This is a genomic window from Janthinobacterium sp. Ant5-2-1 (genome assembly GCF_001445815.1).
In the GTDB taxonomy this organism is placed as follows: Bacteria; Pseudomonadota; Gammaproteobacteria; order Burkholderiales; family Burkholderiaceae_D; genus Janthinobacterium; species Janthinobacterium lividum_E.
Genome location: NZ_LNCE01000014.1, coordinates 53596 through 67757, shown reverse-complemented (window position 1 = coordinate 67757; position 14162 = coordinate 53596). Strand labels below are relative to the sequence as shown.

At 61.4% G+C, this 14162-nt stretch carries 11 protein-coding genes and 5 tRNA genes; 6 read left to right on the top strand and 10 right to left on the bottom strand.

All coding sequences use genetic code 11. The features are described from left to right. Nucleotides 1-356: 356 nt before the first annotated feature. From ASN89_RS05180 to ASN89_RS05150, 7 genes are all read right to left on the bottom strand, one after another. Nucleotides 357-432 (bottom strand) — tRNA-Ala (locus ASN89_RS05180). A gap of 47 nt (nucleotides 433-479) precedes the next feature. After that, nucleotides 480-555, bottom strand: a tRNA-Glu gene (locus tag ASN89_RS05175). A gap of 51 nt (nucleotides 556-606) precedes the next feature. Continuing rightward, a tRNA-Ala gene (locus ASN89_RS05170) sits at nucleotides 607-682 on the bottom strand. Between the two features lie 134 nt (nucleotides 683-816). Beyond that, nucleotides 817-892 (bottom strand) — tRNA-Glu (locus ASN89_RS05165). 67 nt (nucleotides 893-959) lie between these two features. Then, a tRNA-Ala gene (locus tag ASN89_RS05160) sits at nucleotides 960-1035 on the bottom strand. A 124-nt stretch (nucleotides 1036-1159) separates the two neighbouring features. Continuing rightward, nucleotides 1160-2566: a glutamate--tRNA ligase gene (gene gltX, locus ASN89_RS05155; RefSeq protein WP_058048500.1), complete on the bottom strand. Its 1407-nt coding sequence runs from the start codon at nucleotides 2564-2566 to the stop codon at nucleotides 1160-1162. A gap of 70 nt (nucleotides 2567-2636) precedes the next feature. Further along, a complete protein-coding gene (locus ASN89_RS05150) occupies nucleotides 2637-3548 on the bottom strand; it encodes a LysR family transcriptional regulator (RefSeq protein WP_046684828.1) in 912 nt (303 codons plus the stop codon). 144 nt (nucleotides 3549-3692) lie between these two features. Between ASN89_RS05150 and lysA the strand changes: the two genes are divergently transcribed. Both lysA and ASN89_RS05140 read left to right on the top strand, forming a co-directional pair. Then, the gene (lysA, locus tag ASN89_RS05145; RefSeq protein ID WP_046684775.1) at nucleotides 3693-4937 is read left to right on the top strand and encodes a diaminopimelate decarboxylase; all 1245 of its coding nucleotides are present in this window, start codon (nucleotides 3693-3695) and stop codon (nucleotides 4935-4937) included. A gap of 63 nt (nucleotides 4938-5000) precedes the next feature. Next, nucleotides 5001-6566, top strand: a complete 1566-nt coding sequence (locus ASN89_RS05140) for a phospholipase D family protein (protein WP_058048499.1) — start codon at nucleotides 5001-5003, stop codon at nucleotides 6564-6566. A gap of 102 nt (nucleotides 6567-6668) precedes the next feature. Here ASN89_RS05140 and ASN89_RS05135 read toward each other — a convergent pair whose 3' ends face one another. The 3 genes from ASN89_RS05135 to apbC all read right to left on the bottom strand — a co-directional run bounded on the left by ASN89_RS05135 (nucleotide 6669) and on the right by apbC (nucleotide 10082). Next, on the bottom strand, nucleotides 6669-8360 hold the full coding sequence (locus ASN89_RS05135) for an alkaline phosphatase family protein (protein WP_058048498.1): 1692 nt from the start codon (nucleotides 8358-8360) through the stop codon (nucleotides 6669-6671). A 138-nt stretch (nucleotides 8361-8498) separates the two neighbouring features. Next, nucleotides 8499-8906 (bottom strand): DUF4399 domain-containing protein, encoded by a 408-nt coding sequence (locus ASN89_RS05130; RefSeq protein ID WP_058048497.1) that lies wholly within the window; start codon nucleotides 8904-8906, stop codon nucleotides 8499-8501. Nucleotides 8907-8993: 87 nt separating this feature from the next. Beyond that, nucleotides 8994-10082, bottom strand: a complete 1089-nt coding sequence (apbC, locus tag ASN89_RS05125) for an iron-sulfur cluster carrier protein ApbC (protein ID WP_034758315.1) — start codon at nucleotides 10080-10082, stop codon at nucleotides 8994-8996. Between the two features lie 147 nt (nucleotides 10083-10229). Here apbC and metG point away from each other — a divergent pair, with 147 nt between their 5' ends. The 4 genes from metG (at nucleotide 10230) to ASN89_RS05105 (ending at nucleotide 14151) form a co-directional block, all read left to right on the top strand. Next, nucleotides 10230-12386: a methionine--tRNA ligase gene (metG, locus tag ASN89_RS05120; protein WP_058048496.1), complete on the top strand. Its 2157-nt coding sequence runs from the start codon at nucleotides 10230-10232 to the stop codon at nucleotides 12384-12386. A gap of 18 nt (nucleotides 12387-12404) precedes the next feature. Then, nucleotides 12405-12884 (top strand): GNAT family N-acetyltransferase, encoded by a 480-nt coding sequence (locus tag ASN89_RS05115; protein WP_034778216.1) that lies wholly within the window; start codon nucleotides 12405-12407, stop codon nucleotides 12882-12884. Between the two features lie 107 nt (nucleotides 12885-12991). Further along, the gene (locus ASN89_RS05110; protein ID WP_034778041.1) at nucleotides 12992-13201 is read left to right on the top strand and encodes a DUF3460 family protein; all 210 of its coding nucleotides are present in this window, start codon (nucleotides 12992-12994) and stop codon (nucleotides 13199-13201) included. A 17-nt stretch (nucleotides 13202-13218) separates the two neighbouring features. Next, a complete protein-coding gene (locus tag ASN89_RS05105) occupies nucleotides 13219-14151 on the top strand; it encodes a segregation and condensation protein A (protein ID WP_058048495.1) in 933 nt (310 codons plus the stop codon). The last annotated feature ends 11 nt before the right edge of the window (nucleotides 14152-14162 follow it).

Here is a 14162-nt window from a genome sequence, read left to right as displayed (position 1 = left end):
GGGTTTTATTTTCCGCCTTATTTGCAGGGATCTATCTATGGGGATCGGATATTGATTTAGACGGTGGCATTGTCGGATTACGCGTGCCGCTAATCCGACCTACGCCCTCCTCATCCGAGGGGTATGACGATTAATAAACGGACGTAAAAAAAGCCGCTCGAGGCGACTTTGATTACTGTGTGATTTCTGCGCTGTTGGTGGAGGTTTGCGGGAGCTAACCGCTGACCTCTTGCATGCCATGCAAGCGCGCTAACAGCTTAGCCATATTCCCCCGAGGGTGTGGCGGAAATACTTCGCCAAAATAAAAAAGCCGCTCTAGGCGACTTTGATTTATTCACTACCTGTTTCTGCGCTGTTGGTGGAGGTAAGCGGGATCGAACCGCTGACCTCTTGCATGCCATGCAAGCGCTCTCCCAGCTGAGCTATACCCCCCGGGCGCAGAAACACTGCTACTTCTTTACTACAACACCAGACTGAACTGGCGTCCCCAAGGGGATTCGAACCCCTGTACTCACCGTGAAAGGGTGATGTCCTAGGCCTCTAGACGATGGGGACCTCGGTACTACATTTTTACTTCTACAGCTTGCTGCTTTACCTCTGCGCTGTTGGTGGAGGTAAGCGGGATCGAACCGCTGACCTCTTGCATGCCATGCAAGCGCTCTCCCAGCTGAGCTATACCCCCCGGGCGCAGAAATAATAAAAGCCGCACTTGGCGACTTTGTTCCACTACTTGCTTTCCATCCAGATTCCGCTTTTTACGGGCCTGAACTTACAACAATCAGTACAAACAACTGCCACTACTATACCACAACTACCTGGCGTCCCCAAGGGGATTCGAACCCCTGTACTCACCGTGAAAGGGTGATGTCCTAGGCCTCTAGACGATGGGGACCGCGGAACTTCCAAACAACATCTGCACCACTTCAACGACCAACAAAACCTGACTGCGATTTTGCTGCTGGTGGAGGTAAGCGGGATCGAACCGCTGACCTCTTGCATGCCATGCAAGCGCTCTCCCAGCTGAGCTATACCCCCGTTGGTGCAGAAACAAGAGTATAGCAAAGAAGTTTCACTCTGCAAATACCCTTTTTCGTCTATGAGCAACTTTTCATAGGGGCGGTTTCCGCGCCGTATTTTTACGCGTATTTAAGAGCGGCGATTACAGCCACTTTGCCAGCCGCGCCAGCACGGTGTCGCGGCCGAAGATCACCACTACCTGGTCGATGGCAGGCGTCTGCAACTGGCCCGTCAGAATCAGGCGCAAAGGCATGGCCAGCAGCGGCATCTTGATGGTGTTGGCGGCCAGCACTTCCTTGATCATGGCGGCCACGGCTTCCCTGCTCCACTCCACCGTGGCGATGCGCTCGGCGAACTGCGCCAGCACGGGCTTGATGGCATCCGTGATGTGCTGCGTTACCAGTTCCGCTTCCGGCTGCGGCTCGCGGAAGAACAGCATCGACGCGGCAGCCAGTTCATTGACCGTGTTGGCGCGCTCTTTCATCATGCCCAGCACTTGTGCCAGGTCCGGCGCGCCTTCGAAGACGGCGCCGGCGGCGACCATTTGCGGACGCGCCAGGTCGGCCAGGCGGCTGTTGTCGGCCTGCTTGATATAGTGGTTGTTCAGCCAGGCCAGTTTTTCATTGTTGAACTGGGCGGCGGACTTGGACAGGTGGTTCAGGTTAAACCACTCGCAGAACTGCTCGGTCGAGAACACTTCATCGTCGCCATGGCTCCAACCCAGGCGCGCCAGGTAGTTCAGCATCGCTTCCGGCAGGAAGCCCTGCGCCGGATAATCCATCACGCTGACGGCGCCGTGGCGCTTCGACAGCTTCTCGCCATCCGCACCCAAGATCATCGGCAGGTGGCCGTACAGCGGCAGCGGTGCGCCGATGGCGCGCAGGATGTTGATCTGGCGCGGGGTGTTGTTGACGTGGTCGTCGCCGCGGATCACGTGGGTAATCTGCATGTCCCAGTCATCGACGGCCACGCAGAAGTTGTACGTCGGCGTGCCGTCCGGGCGGGCGATCACCAGGTCGTCCAGTTCGCGGTTCGAAATCGTGATCGTGCCCTTGACCACGTCGTCCCAGCTCACGTCGCCATCGAGCGGATTCTTGAAACGCACGACGGGCTTGCGATCCGCTGGCACTGCCGGCAGGGTCTTGCCCGGTTCCGGACGCCAGGTGCCGTCGTAGCGCGGCTTTTCTCCGGCGGCGCGCATGCGTTCGCGCATCGCTTCGACTTCTTCCGGCGACGAATAGCAGTGGTATGCAGTGCCTTCGGCCAGCATCTGCGCCACCACTTCACGGTAGCGGTCCATGCGCTGCATCTGGTAGAACGGGCCTTCGTCGTGGTCCAGGCCCAGCCACTTCATGCCTTCGATGATGGCTTGCACAGCTTCCGGCGTGGAGCGCTCCACGTCCGTGTCTTCGATGCGCAGCACGAAGGTGCCGCCGAAGTGACGGGCATACGCCCAGCTGTATAAAGCGGTGCGGGCGCCGCCCAGGTGCAGATAGCCGGTCGGGCTGGGAGCAAAACGGGTACGGACGGGAGTAGCGGTTGTGGTCATCGAAGTAATCAGGCTTGAATAAGTAAAACGCCATTTTACTCTGTTGACCGCCGCCGCTCCACAAGCGCCGTCACAGCTGCAGCAAGCGCCTTTTCACTTCCTCCGCCTGGGCATGCAGCGCCTGCTCGAACAGGGCCACCAGTTGCGACAAGGGCCGGTGCAAAGGCTTGACCAGATTCACGGTGAACGGCAAGGACACGGCAAAGCGGCGGATCTGCAAGCCCTGCCCCGCATAATCGAGGGCCGTGAGCGGATTGACGATGGCCAGACCCACGCCTTCGCGCACCATGGCGCAGACGGAAGCGGCGCTGTGCGTATCGAGCGCCATGCGCCGCTCCACGCCGGCCTGCGCGAAGATGGCATCGATCTGCTGGCGATACGGGTCGACGGCGGCCAGGCTGATGAAAGGCTGCCCCGCGAAGTCCGCCGGCGCCAAGGTCATCTTGCCTGCCAATGGATGGCCATCGGGCAGCACGCACACTTCATCGACGGACATCAGGGTGGCGAGCGCGGTGCCCGGCGGGGCGTTGCCCACTTCCGTCAGGCCAATATCGTGGCGCTGCGCGGACAGCCACTCCTCCAGCAGCGGCGACTCCTGCGGCGTGATGCTGATGCTCACCTTGGGAAAGTCGGCGACGAAACGCTTGCACGCCTGCGGCAGCAAGGACTGGGAAAACACGGGCAGGCAGGCGATTGACAACTGCCCCTGGTCGAACTGGCGCAGGGCCGCCGCCGTGCTGACGATGCGCTCCAGGCCGAAATACGCGCGCTGCACTTCCTCGAACAGCTGCAGCGCCTGCGCCGTCGGACGCAGCCGCCCCCGCTCGCGCTCGAACAGGGTCAAGCCCGTCAAATGCTCGAGGCGCGCCAGCTCGCGGCTGACGGTGGGCTGCGACGTATGCAGCATGGCGGCGGCCGCCGTCACGCTGCCCGTCGTCATGATGGCGCGAAAGACCTCGATATGGCGCAAGGAGATAGTCATGTCCATATCATAAATGAATAAGGTCAGCTTAAATGGATATTTTATGTTTACAAAGAAAACCCGCATCATGGCCAACATCGTAGGTCGGATTAGCGCAAGGCGCGTAATCCGACACCACCCCACAACATGACAAAGACATCCACCATGAAACCAGTGCCAGACGCCACCCTCGCCCAACTCGCCCAGGAACACGGCACGCCATTGTGGGTGTACGACGCGGCCACCATCCGCGCGCGCGTGGCCCAACTGTCGCAGTTCGACACGGTGCGTTTCGCGCAAAAGGCCAATTCGAACATCCACCTGCTCACATTGATGCGCGAAGCGGGCGTGCACGTGGACGCCGTCTCGCTGGGCGAAATCGAGCGCGCGCTGCAGGCGGGCTTCACGCCGGCGCAAACCAACGGCGCCGCCGGCGTGGTGTTTACCTGCGACCTGTTCGACCGCGCCACCCTGGCGCGCGTGGCGGCAGAAAAAATTGAAGTCAATTGCGGCTCCGTCGACATGCTGCGCCAGCTGGGCCCCGTGTCACCCGGCCACCGCGTCTGGCTGCGCATCAATCCCGGCTATGGCCATGGCCACAGCAACAAGACCAACACGGGCGGCGAAAACAGCAAGCACGGTATCTGGCACGAAGAACTGCCGGAGGCGCTGGCCGTCATCCGCGCGCATGGCCTGCACCTGGTAGGCCTGCACATGCACATCGGCTCGGGCGTCGACTACAGCCACCTGGAAACCGTCTGCGGCACCATGGTCGACCTGGTCAAGAACATGGGACACGACATCGAAGCCATTTCCACGGGCGGCGGCTTGTCCGTGCCTTACCGCGAAGGCGAGCAGCCCGTCGACACGGACCACTACTTCCAGCTGTGGGATGCGGCGCGCAAGCAGATCGAGGCGCACCTGGGCCATCCCGTGCACCTGGAAATCGAACCGGGCCGCTTCCTCGTGGCCGACGCGGGCCTGCTGGTAGCCGAAGTGCGCGCCACCAAGCAGATGGGCGGCAACCATTTCACCCTGCTCGACACGGGCTTCAATGAACTGATGCGCCCCGCCATGTACGGCAGCTACCATGAAATGTCGGTGATCGCGCATGACGGCCGTGCCCTGGACGCTAGCCCCGCATGCGCCACGGTCGTTGGCGGCCCCCTGTGCGAATCGGGCGACGTATTTACCCAGCGCGATGGCGGCGTGGTGGAAACCCGTTTGCTCCCTGCAGCACAGGTGGGCGACTACGTGGTCTTCGAAGGCGCGGGCGCGTATGGCGCGTCGATGTCGTCGAACTACAACAGCCGCCCGCATGCGGCCGAATACCTGGTCGATGGCGAGCAATCCCGCTTGATCCGCCGCCGCCAGACGGTGGCCGAGCTGATCGCACTGGAACAACTCTAAAACCGCGCCCGCGTGCGGGCATGCGCATCTGCTAACATCGGGGCAACTCGATGAAAGCCCTCCATGCCCGTTCCCGCACTACCCTCACGCAGCGCCAGCCGGCTGCTGCTGCCCCTGCTGCTGTCCGCCGTCCTCGCCGGCTGCGCTTCACTGCCCTCGCTGGAAAGCCGCATCCCCTCAAATGTCATCGCCGATACGGCACATACCCAACTGGCCACGGCCATTGCGCCCATGGTGGCGCAGCATCCGGGCGTGTCCGGCATTTACCCGCTGGTCGACGGGCGCGACGCGTTTGCCGCGCGCGCCCTGCTGGCCGCCGCGGCCCAGCGCAGCCTGGACGTGCAGTACTACATCTGGCACAAGGACATCACGGGCACCCTGCTGTTCGACGCCTTGCGCCAGGCGGCAGAACGGGGCGTGCGCGTGCGCCTGCTGCTCGACGATAACAACACGGCCGGCCTGGACCAGACATTGACGATGCTGGGCAAGCAGCAGAATCTGGAAATCCGCCTGTTCAATCCCTTTATTCCCCGCGCGCCGCGCGCGCTGGCCTTTGCCACGGATTTTTCCCGTCTCAACCGGCGCATGCACAACAAGTCGTTCACGGCCGATAACCAGGCCACCATCGTCGGTGGGCGCAATGTGGGCGACGAATATTTTGGCGCGGCCGGCGACGTGCTGTTCGCCGACCTGGACGTGCTGGCCATCGGCCCCGTCGTCGGCGACGTCTCGCACGATTTCGACCGCTACTGGAACAGCGCCTCGGCCTACCCGGCCAGGCTGCTGCTGACCAGCCCTGTCGAAGGCGACGCGGCCACCATCGCCGCCGAAGCGGACCGCATCGACGACACCAAGGCGGCCGAGGAATACGTGCAGGCGCTGCGCACCTCGCCCTTCGTCAAGCAGATGATGGAACGCACCCTGCCCTTCGAATGGGCCAGGACGCGCATGGTCAGCGACGACCCGGCCAAGGTGCTGGACAAGGCCCGGCCCGGCACTGGTGTGGCGGAAAACCTGCAAAACCTGCTGGGCGTGCCGGAAAAGGAAGTGGACCTGGTGTCGCCGTATTTCGTGCCCGGCAAATCGGGCACGCAAGCCTTTGCCGACCTGGCGAAAAAAGGCGTGGGCGTGCGCATCCTGACGAATGCGCTGGAAGCGACCGACGTAGCGGCCGTGCATGCCGGTTATGCAAAGTGGCGCAAACCCTTGCTGGAAGCGGGCGTGCTGCTGTATGAATCGCGCCGCTCGTGGGAAGCAGGCGACGCGCGCGAACAGACTGGCCGCTTCGGCAGCTCCGCATCGAGCCTGCATGCGAAGACCTTTGCCGTCGACGACCAGCGCATCTTTGTCGGCTCGTTCAACTTCGACCCGCGCTCGATCGAGTTGAACACGGAAATGGGCCTCGTCATCGACAGCCCCGCGCTGGCCAGCCAGCTGGGTCTAGCCATGCGCACCACGATCCCGCAACGCGCCTACCAAGTACTGCTTGGCGACGACGGTGCACTGTACTGGATCGCCCGCGACGCCAGCGGCGCCACCACGCGCTACGACACGGAACCGGGCACCAGCGTGTGGAAGCGCATGGGGGTGGCGATTCTGTCGGTGCTGCCTATCGACTGGTTGTTGTAAGCGGTTTTGCCAACGTTGTTGTCGGATTACGCTCATCGCAAGGTCATCGTAGGTCGGCTTAGCGCGCAGCGCGTAAGCCGACAACACCACAGCCCAAGAGTTTTAGCGCACCGCTTCCGTCAAAATCCGCCCTTCCGACGCCGACGGCTGGCGTATGCGCAGCAAATGGGCGAGCGTAGGCGCGATGTCGACCACTTCCGCGTACTGGCCATAGGCGCCCGGCTTGATCCAGCGGGGGCCGAAGACCATCAGCGGCACGTTGGTGTCATACGTGTACGGCGTGCCATGCGAAGTACCGCCACTGCCCTTGCCGAAGTACCAGGCCGGTTTTGTAACGACCATCAGGTCGCCCGACAGTTGGCGGTTCCAGGCGCGGCGCATCAGTGTGTCCATGCGCGTGGCGGCGGCTCCCGTTTCCATCTGCGTGCGCGTGTAGACTTGCGCCAGGCCGTCCTGCTGCATCAAAAAGCGGGCCGCCGCGTCTTCCAGGGCGGCACGATGGACGCCGCTCTTTTCCGCCAGCGCGTAATCGAGGTAGATATTCGGCAGCGACGACGCCGTCACCAGCTTGTCGATGCCCAGGTTTGTCGCCAGGTGCAGGTTCAAGGCATCGACCAGTTTGGCGCCGTCGATGCGCTTGGCGGAGAAGCCGCGCGTTTCGGAAAATTCCGGCACGTTGGCAAAGCCATGGTCGGCCGTCAGCACCACCAGCACATTGTCCATGCCGACTTTTTTATCGAGATCGAGAAAGAAGCCGGCCAGCATGCGGTCCAGGCGCTGCAGGTGGTCGTGCGACATCTTGCTTTCCGGGCCGTAGGCATGGTTCACATAGTCGTGCGCGGACAGGCTCACGCCGAGGATATCGGGCACGCCGGCCGGATTGCGGCCCAGGTTCTCGCCATCGATGGCGGCACGGGCGAATTCCAGGGTCAGCTCATCGAGGAAGGGACCGGACTTCAGGCGGCTGTAGTACTCGCCATCGAGCTTGCCGCTGTCGCTGTAGTAGGCGAACGGGAAGGTGTTGCGCGTGCCCGGCTTGGCCGCCACAAGATCATCACGGGCGTCGCGCGCATAGGCCGAATCAGCCAGCAGCGGCGTCCAGCTCTTGCCGTAGTAGCGGTCCTGCGGTTTGGCCGCCTGGTAGCGCTGCACCCATTGCGGGTGCTGCTGCATATAGTAGGTGCTGCTGGCGAAGTTACCCGTCTTTTCCATGTACATATACGCCGTGCCCGTTTTCCCGGCCAGCAGGATGGCACCGCGGTCCTTGCCCGACACGGTGACGACCTTGGCCTTGTCACCCGTCGAATAGCGCAACTCATCGCCCAGTGTGCTCACGCGCAGCCTGGTCGGCGCCGTGCCGTCGTCGGGTTGCGTGTCTTCGCCGATGTAATGGAAATTGCCATCCTCGGTGCAGTACACGGATTTTTTCGTGACGGTATCTATCCAGTTATTGCCGATCACGCCATGCTGGTAAGGGTAGGCGCCCGACAGCACGGCCGAGTGGCCGATGGCGGTAACCGTGATGCCATGCGCCTGGTGCGCATCGCTGAACCACGCGCCCTGCTCCAGCAGGCGGCGGAAACCGCCCTGGCCGAACTGGTCGCGGTAGCGCGTCACCTGCTCTTGCGGCAAGCCGTCCACTACCAGCACGACGACCAGCTTGGGCTGCGCCGCAGAGGCAACAGCAGCAACAACAGGAAGCGCCTTGGCCGCATGCGCCTGGCACGCCGCCACGCCAGCGGCCAGCAGCAGCGCCTGCGCCAGTTGCCGGGAAAGGGAGAAATGTTTCGTCATATCCGCTCATCAAAAGTTAGGCCACCGGGCAGCATACGCCGACTATATGACGCACTGATGACAGAAGCAATAACAAGAAAAAGGCCAGGCTCCATCGCTGGAACCCGGCCTTTACCGAAACAGATGACTATGCCTGGCTTACTTGACCGTCACCTTGATGCTCTTGCTCAATTCCGGCCCATACGACTGGTGCGCGCCATTGGCGAACTGCATGGTCAGGGTGTACTGGCCCGGCGGCAAGGTAACGTCCGTTTCCGTTTGCCCTTTGCCGAAGTGCAAATGCTTGTCATCCATGGGTATCATCTCGCCCGCCTTCATCGGCCCCGTATTGATAAGCAGATGGTGGTGGCCCGTCTTCGCCGTCATGTCGCCGGCCGGCTTGACGGCCATGCCGCTGACGGCAAACTTGACTTTGAAAGGACTGGTCACTGTCGCGCCATCAACGGGCTCGACGAAGGAAACGGATTGCGCAAACGCGCTGGCGGCCAGCAGGCTGCCGGCAATCACTGCTGCGGCCTGGCGCAGGAATACGGTGTTCAATTGCATGATGTCTCCTCTTGTTTAATAACAACACGGACTGCATGAAACCATATTCCTGCTGACAATGGCGCATGGGAGCGCCAAGCCCAACAATCAGTCGTTCTTGATGACGATCGACGGGAATTTACTTGTCATATCCTTCGCCTTTTCCGCCACCTTGATGGCGATGGTGCGGGCGATCTGCTTGTAGATCACGGCGACGGGGCCTTCCGGCTCGGCAACGACGGTGGGCGTGCCCGAATCCGTCTGCTGGCGAATCGCCATGGTCAGCGGCAAGGCACCGAGGAACTCCACGCCGAAGTCCGCGCACATCTTCGCGCCGCCGCCGGCGCCGAAGATTTCTTCCGCATGGCCGCAGTTCGAGCAGATGTGCGTGCTCATGTTTTCCACCACGCCCAGGATAGGAATGCCGACTTTCTCGAACATTTTGAGGCCCTTGCGCGCGTCCAGCAGCGCGATGTCCTGCGGCGTCGTGACGATGACGGCGCCCGTGACTGGGACTTTCTGCGACAGGGTCAATTGAATGTCGCCCGTGCCTGGCGGCATGTCGACGATCAAATAATCGAGGTCGCGCCAGTTGGTCTGGTCCAGCAATTGCTGCAAGGCTTGCGTGACCATCGGGCCGCGCCACACCATCGGCTCGTCCGGATCGATCATGAAGCCGATCGACGACACCTGCAAGCCGTGGTTTTCCATCGGCTCCATGCTCTTGCCGTCCAAGGTCTTCGGCTGGCCGCTGATGCCCAGCATCATCGGTTGCGACGGGCCGTAGATATCGGCGTCCAACATGCCGACGGTGGCGCCTTCGGCCGCCAGGGCCAGGGCCAGGTTGACGGCCGTGGTCGATTTACCAACACCGCCCTTGCCGGAAGCGACGGCAATGATGTTTTTCACGTTGCTCATCGGCTTCAAGCCGCGCTGCACCGTGTGCGAAATGATTTTCGACGACACGCCGACGCTGACGTTGCCCACGCCCGGCAGCACGCGCAAGGCGGCCAGCACGGATTTGCGGATCAGGTCGATCTGGCTCTTGGCGGGGTAGCCCAGCTCGATGTCGAGGGAAATATCATCACCGTCGACCTTCAGATTCTTGACGGTTTTACTGGAAACGAAATCTTTATGTGTATTTGGATCAATAACCTGGGCCAGTGCGGCCTTGACGTCTTCTACTGTGATGCTCATGACTATCTCCGTATGCAATACGCGCAGTCTAGCGCAAAATCGCCATGCGCGATGGAGGCAAAAGCATCACTTGCCGGCGCTGTATCTGCTCATATTGCGTTTCCGCTGTTAAAATGTCCTATTATCCATCCCAAAAGTGCATCAATCATGACTCGCAAGCTGTTCGTCACCACTGCCCTGCCTTACGCAAACGCCGCTTTTCACATTGGCCACATCATGGAATACATCCAGGCCGATATCTGGGTCCGGTTCCAGCGAATGCAACGCGATGGCGCAGCCGGCCGTGAAGTGCACTTTGTGGGCGCCGACGATACGCATGGCACGCCCATCATGATCGCTGCCGAAAAGGAAGGCATCACGCCGCAGCAATTCGTCGCCAACATCGCGGCCGGCCGCGCCCAGTACCTCGATGGCTTCCATATCGCCTTCGACAACTGGTATTCGACCGACTCGCCTGAAAACGTCGACCTGTCGCAATCGATCTACCGCAAGTTGCGCGATACGGGCCTGATCGTCACGAAAACCGTCGACCGTTTCTTCGACCCGGTCAAGGGCATGTTCCTGGCCGACCGCAACATCAAGGGCGAATGCCCGAAATGCGGCGCCAAGAACCAGTACGGCGACAATTGCGAAGTGTGCGGCGCCGCCTACCAGCCGACCGACCTGGTCAACCCGTTCTCGGTCTTCACCAACGCGACGCCCGTGATGAAGCCGTCGGAACAGTATTTCTTCAAGCTGTCCGACCCGCGCTGCTTCGAATTCCTCAAGGATTGGCTCAACACGCCAGGCCGCTTGCAGCCGGAAATGGTCAACAAGGTCAGCGAATGGCTGGGCGAAGCGGGCGAAAAGCTGGCCGACTGGGATATCTCGCGCGACGCGCCCTACTTCGGCATCCCGATTCCCGATGCGCCGGGTAAATTCTTCTATGTGTGGATGGATGCGCCCGTCGGTTACCTGGCCAGCCTGAAAAACTATTGCGACAAGAAAGGCATCGATTTCGACGCCTTCCTGAATGACCCGTCGACGGAACAGATCCACTTCATCGGCAAGGACATCGTTTCCTTCCACTTGCTGTTCTGGCCCGCCATGCTGAAGTTCGCCAATCACCCGGTGATCGACAAACTGAAAGTCAATGTGCACGGTTTCCTGACGGTCAACAACGAAAAGATGTCGAAATCGCGCGGCACGGGCATTTCGCCGCTGCGCTACCTGGACCTGGGCATGAACCCGGAATGGCTGCGCTACTACATCGCCTTCAAGCTGAACTCGAAAGTGGAAGACCTGGACTTCAACGGCGAAGATTTTGTCGCCCGCGTGAACAGCGACCTGATCGGCAAGTACGTGAACATCGCCAGCCGCTGCGCCGGCTTCATCGCCAAGCGTTTCGACGGCAAGCTGGCGTCGACGCTGTCGGAAGGCGCGCAAAGCTGGATCAACCGCGCCCTGACGGTGGACGTCAACGGCGTCATCGTCGAGCGCCAGGCCAGCATCGCCGCGCACTTCGAAAACCGCGAATTCGGCAAGGCCTTGCGCGAGATCATGGAAATCGCCGACATCACCAACCAGTATGTCGATGAAAACAAGCCATGGATCCTGGCCAAGGATGCGGAAAAAACAGCCGAACTGCACGACGTGTGCACGACGGCCCTGATCCTGTTCCGCCAACTGACGATCCTGCTGTCGCCGGTCCTGCCGGGCGTGGCGAAGAACGTGGCATCGTTCCTCAACGACGCCGAGTTTACTTGGGCCGACACGCAAGTGTTCGGCGACGCCGTCTCGAACAGCATGCTGGGCCGTACCATCGGCGCCTACAGCCACTTGATGACGCGCATGGATGCAAAGATGATCGAAGCGCTGTTCGACGCGCCGCAAGCGGCAGCCGCCATTGCCGCGCCAGCTGGCGACGCCGCGAATGACGCCGCAGCTCCAGTGGCAGCCGCTGCCGCCATCGAGGAACTGGCGCCCGAGATCAAGATCGACGACTTCCTCAAGGTCGACCTGCGCATCGCAAAAATCGTCAACTGCGAACTGGTCGACGGCTCCGACAAGCTGCTGCGCCTGACCCTGGACGCGGGCGAAGGCCGCCTGCGCAATGTATTCTCGGGCATCCGCTCGGCGTACCAGCCGGAAGAACTGATCGGCAAGCTGACGGTGCTGGTGGCCAACCTGGCGCCGCGCAAGATGAAGTTCGGCATTTCCGAAGGCATGGTCATGGCGGCATCCAGCGCCGACGAGAAGGCGAATCCAGGCATCTACATCCTGAACCCGTGGCCGGGCGCCGAACCTGGCATGCGCATCCGCTAAGCCCCACAAGGACCGATGATGAATATCGTGGTGCGCGAAGCAACAAATGCCGATGCACAGCTGATGGCCGAACTGACCCGCGCCGCGTGGGCCGGCAAGGTAGCGGCCTCGTCCAGTGGGCACCACGAGACGGCGCAGCAAGTGGAAGAGCAATTGCGCCATGGCGGCGGTTTTCTGTTGCTGATCGACGACATTCCAGCCGGTTCGCTGCGCTGGATGCCGCTCGACAGCGATCCCGCCATCTGGAAGATTTCACGCATGGGCGTGCTGCCCGCCTACCGGGGCAGCCACGTCTCGCAGCATTTGCTGGAAGCCATCATTCATCACGGCCTGTCGTGCCAGGCGGAGGAATTGCGCCTGGCCGTACGGCGCGACCAGCGCAAGCTGATCGATTTTTATGCGGCCTTCGAATTCGACCTGGCCGAAGAACTGGAATATTCGCACGCCAACCCCGCCGAACCGGCGCCGATGGTGATGCGGCGTTTGCTGCGTTATTGATTTTTAGCAATTTCGCCCCGTACTTGCCGATACAACAACCCGCCAAGCCGCACGGCGCGGTAAAATACGGCCGGCTGACCTTACCCATAAGACACTCAGAAGAGAATATGAAACTGCCTGCAAAACACAACAACTACGTATCCGACCACACCTTGTTCATCGCCGAACTGAAGGCCAAGAACCCTGGCATGGAAGCGGGCCAGCAAGCGGGCCGCGCCCTGCTGTGGGACAAGCCGGCCGTCAGCATCGATGAGCAGGAACGCCAGCTGGCGTCGGCCGTCAAGCAACAGGCTTACGTTTACCAGAACAAGAACTAAGATCTGGAACCGGCACGATGTTGCCTGAAGAGTCTGCAGTCACGCCGGAAGCCGACGCTTCCGGCGCCGGCGCAGTCATCGAGTCGCCCCAACCTGTCGCTGACGGCGACGGCAGCGGCGACCCTGCAGCATCCGCCACGGCAGTAACGGACGCGGCACCCGCCGCCGACCCGCTGGGCATCGCCCGCCTGTATGGCGAGCCGATGATGCGCATGCCGACGGATTTGTACATTCCGCCGGACGCGCTGGAAATCTTCCTCGAAGCCTTCGAAGGACCGCTTGACTTGCTGCTCTACCTGATCCGCAAGCAAAACTTCAACATTCTCGATATTCCGATGGCGCAGGTGACCCTGCAATATCTGAAATATGTCGACCAGATCCGCGTGCGCAACCTGGAACTGGCCGCCGAGTATCTGTTGATGGCTGCCATGCTGATCGAGATCAAGTCGCGCATGCTCTTGCCTTCGCGCAAAAGCGACGTCGAGGAAGATGGCGGCGATCCCCGTGCCGAACTGGTGCGCCGCCTGCTCGAGTACGAGCAGATCAAGCTGGCCGCCTACGACCTGAACGCCATCCCGCAGTTCGAGCGCGATTTCGTGCGCACGCAGATTTTCATCGAGCAAAGCCTGACGCCCACCTGGCCCGACGTGGAACCGGTGGACTTGCAGCAGGCGTGGCTCGACGTGCTGAAGCGCGCCAAGCTGACCCAGCATCACCGCATCAGCCGCCAGGAACTGTCCGTGCGCGAGCACATGTCGAGCATCCTGCGCCACTTGCAATCGTCGCGTTTCGTCGAGTTCAGCGAGCTGTTCGACATTGCCGGCGGCGTGCCCGTGGTGGTGGTCAACTTCGTGGCCCTGCTGGAACTGGCCAAGGAAACCCTGATCGAAATCACGCAGGCAGAACCGTTTGCCCCCATCTACGTCCGGCTGGCCTATTCGCCCGCCTGACCCCTTCCCTT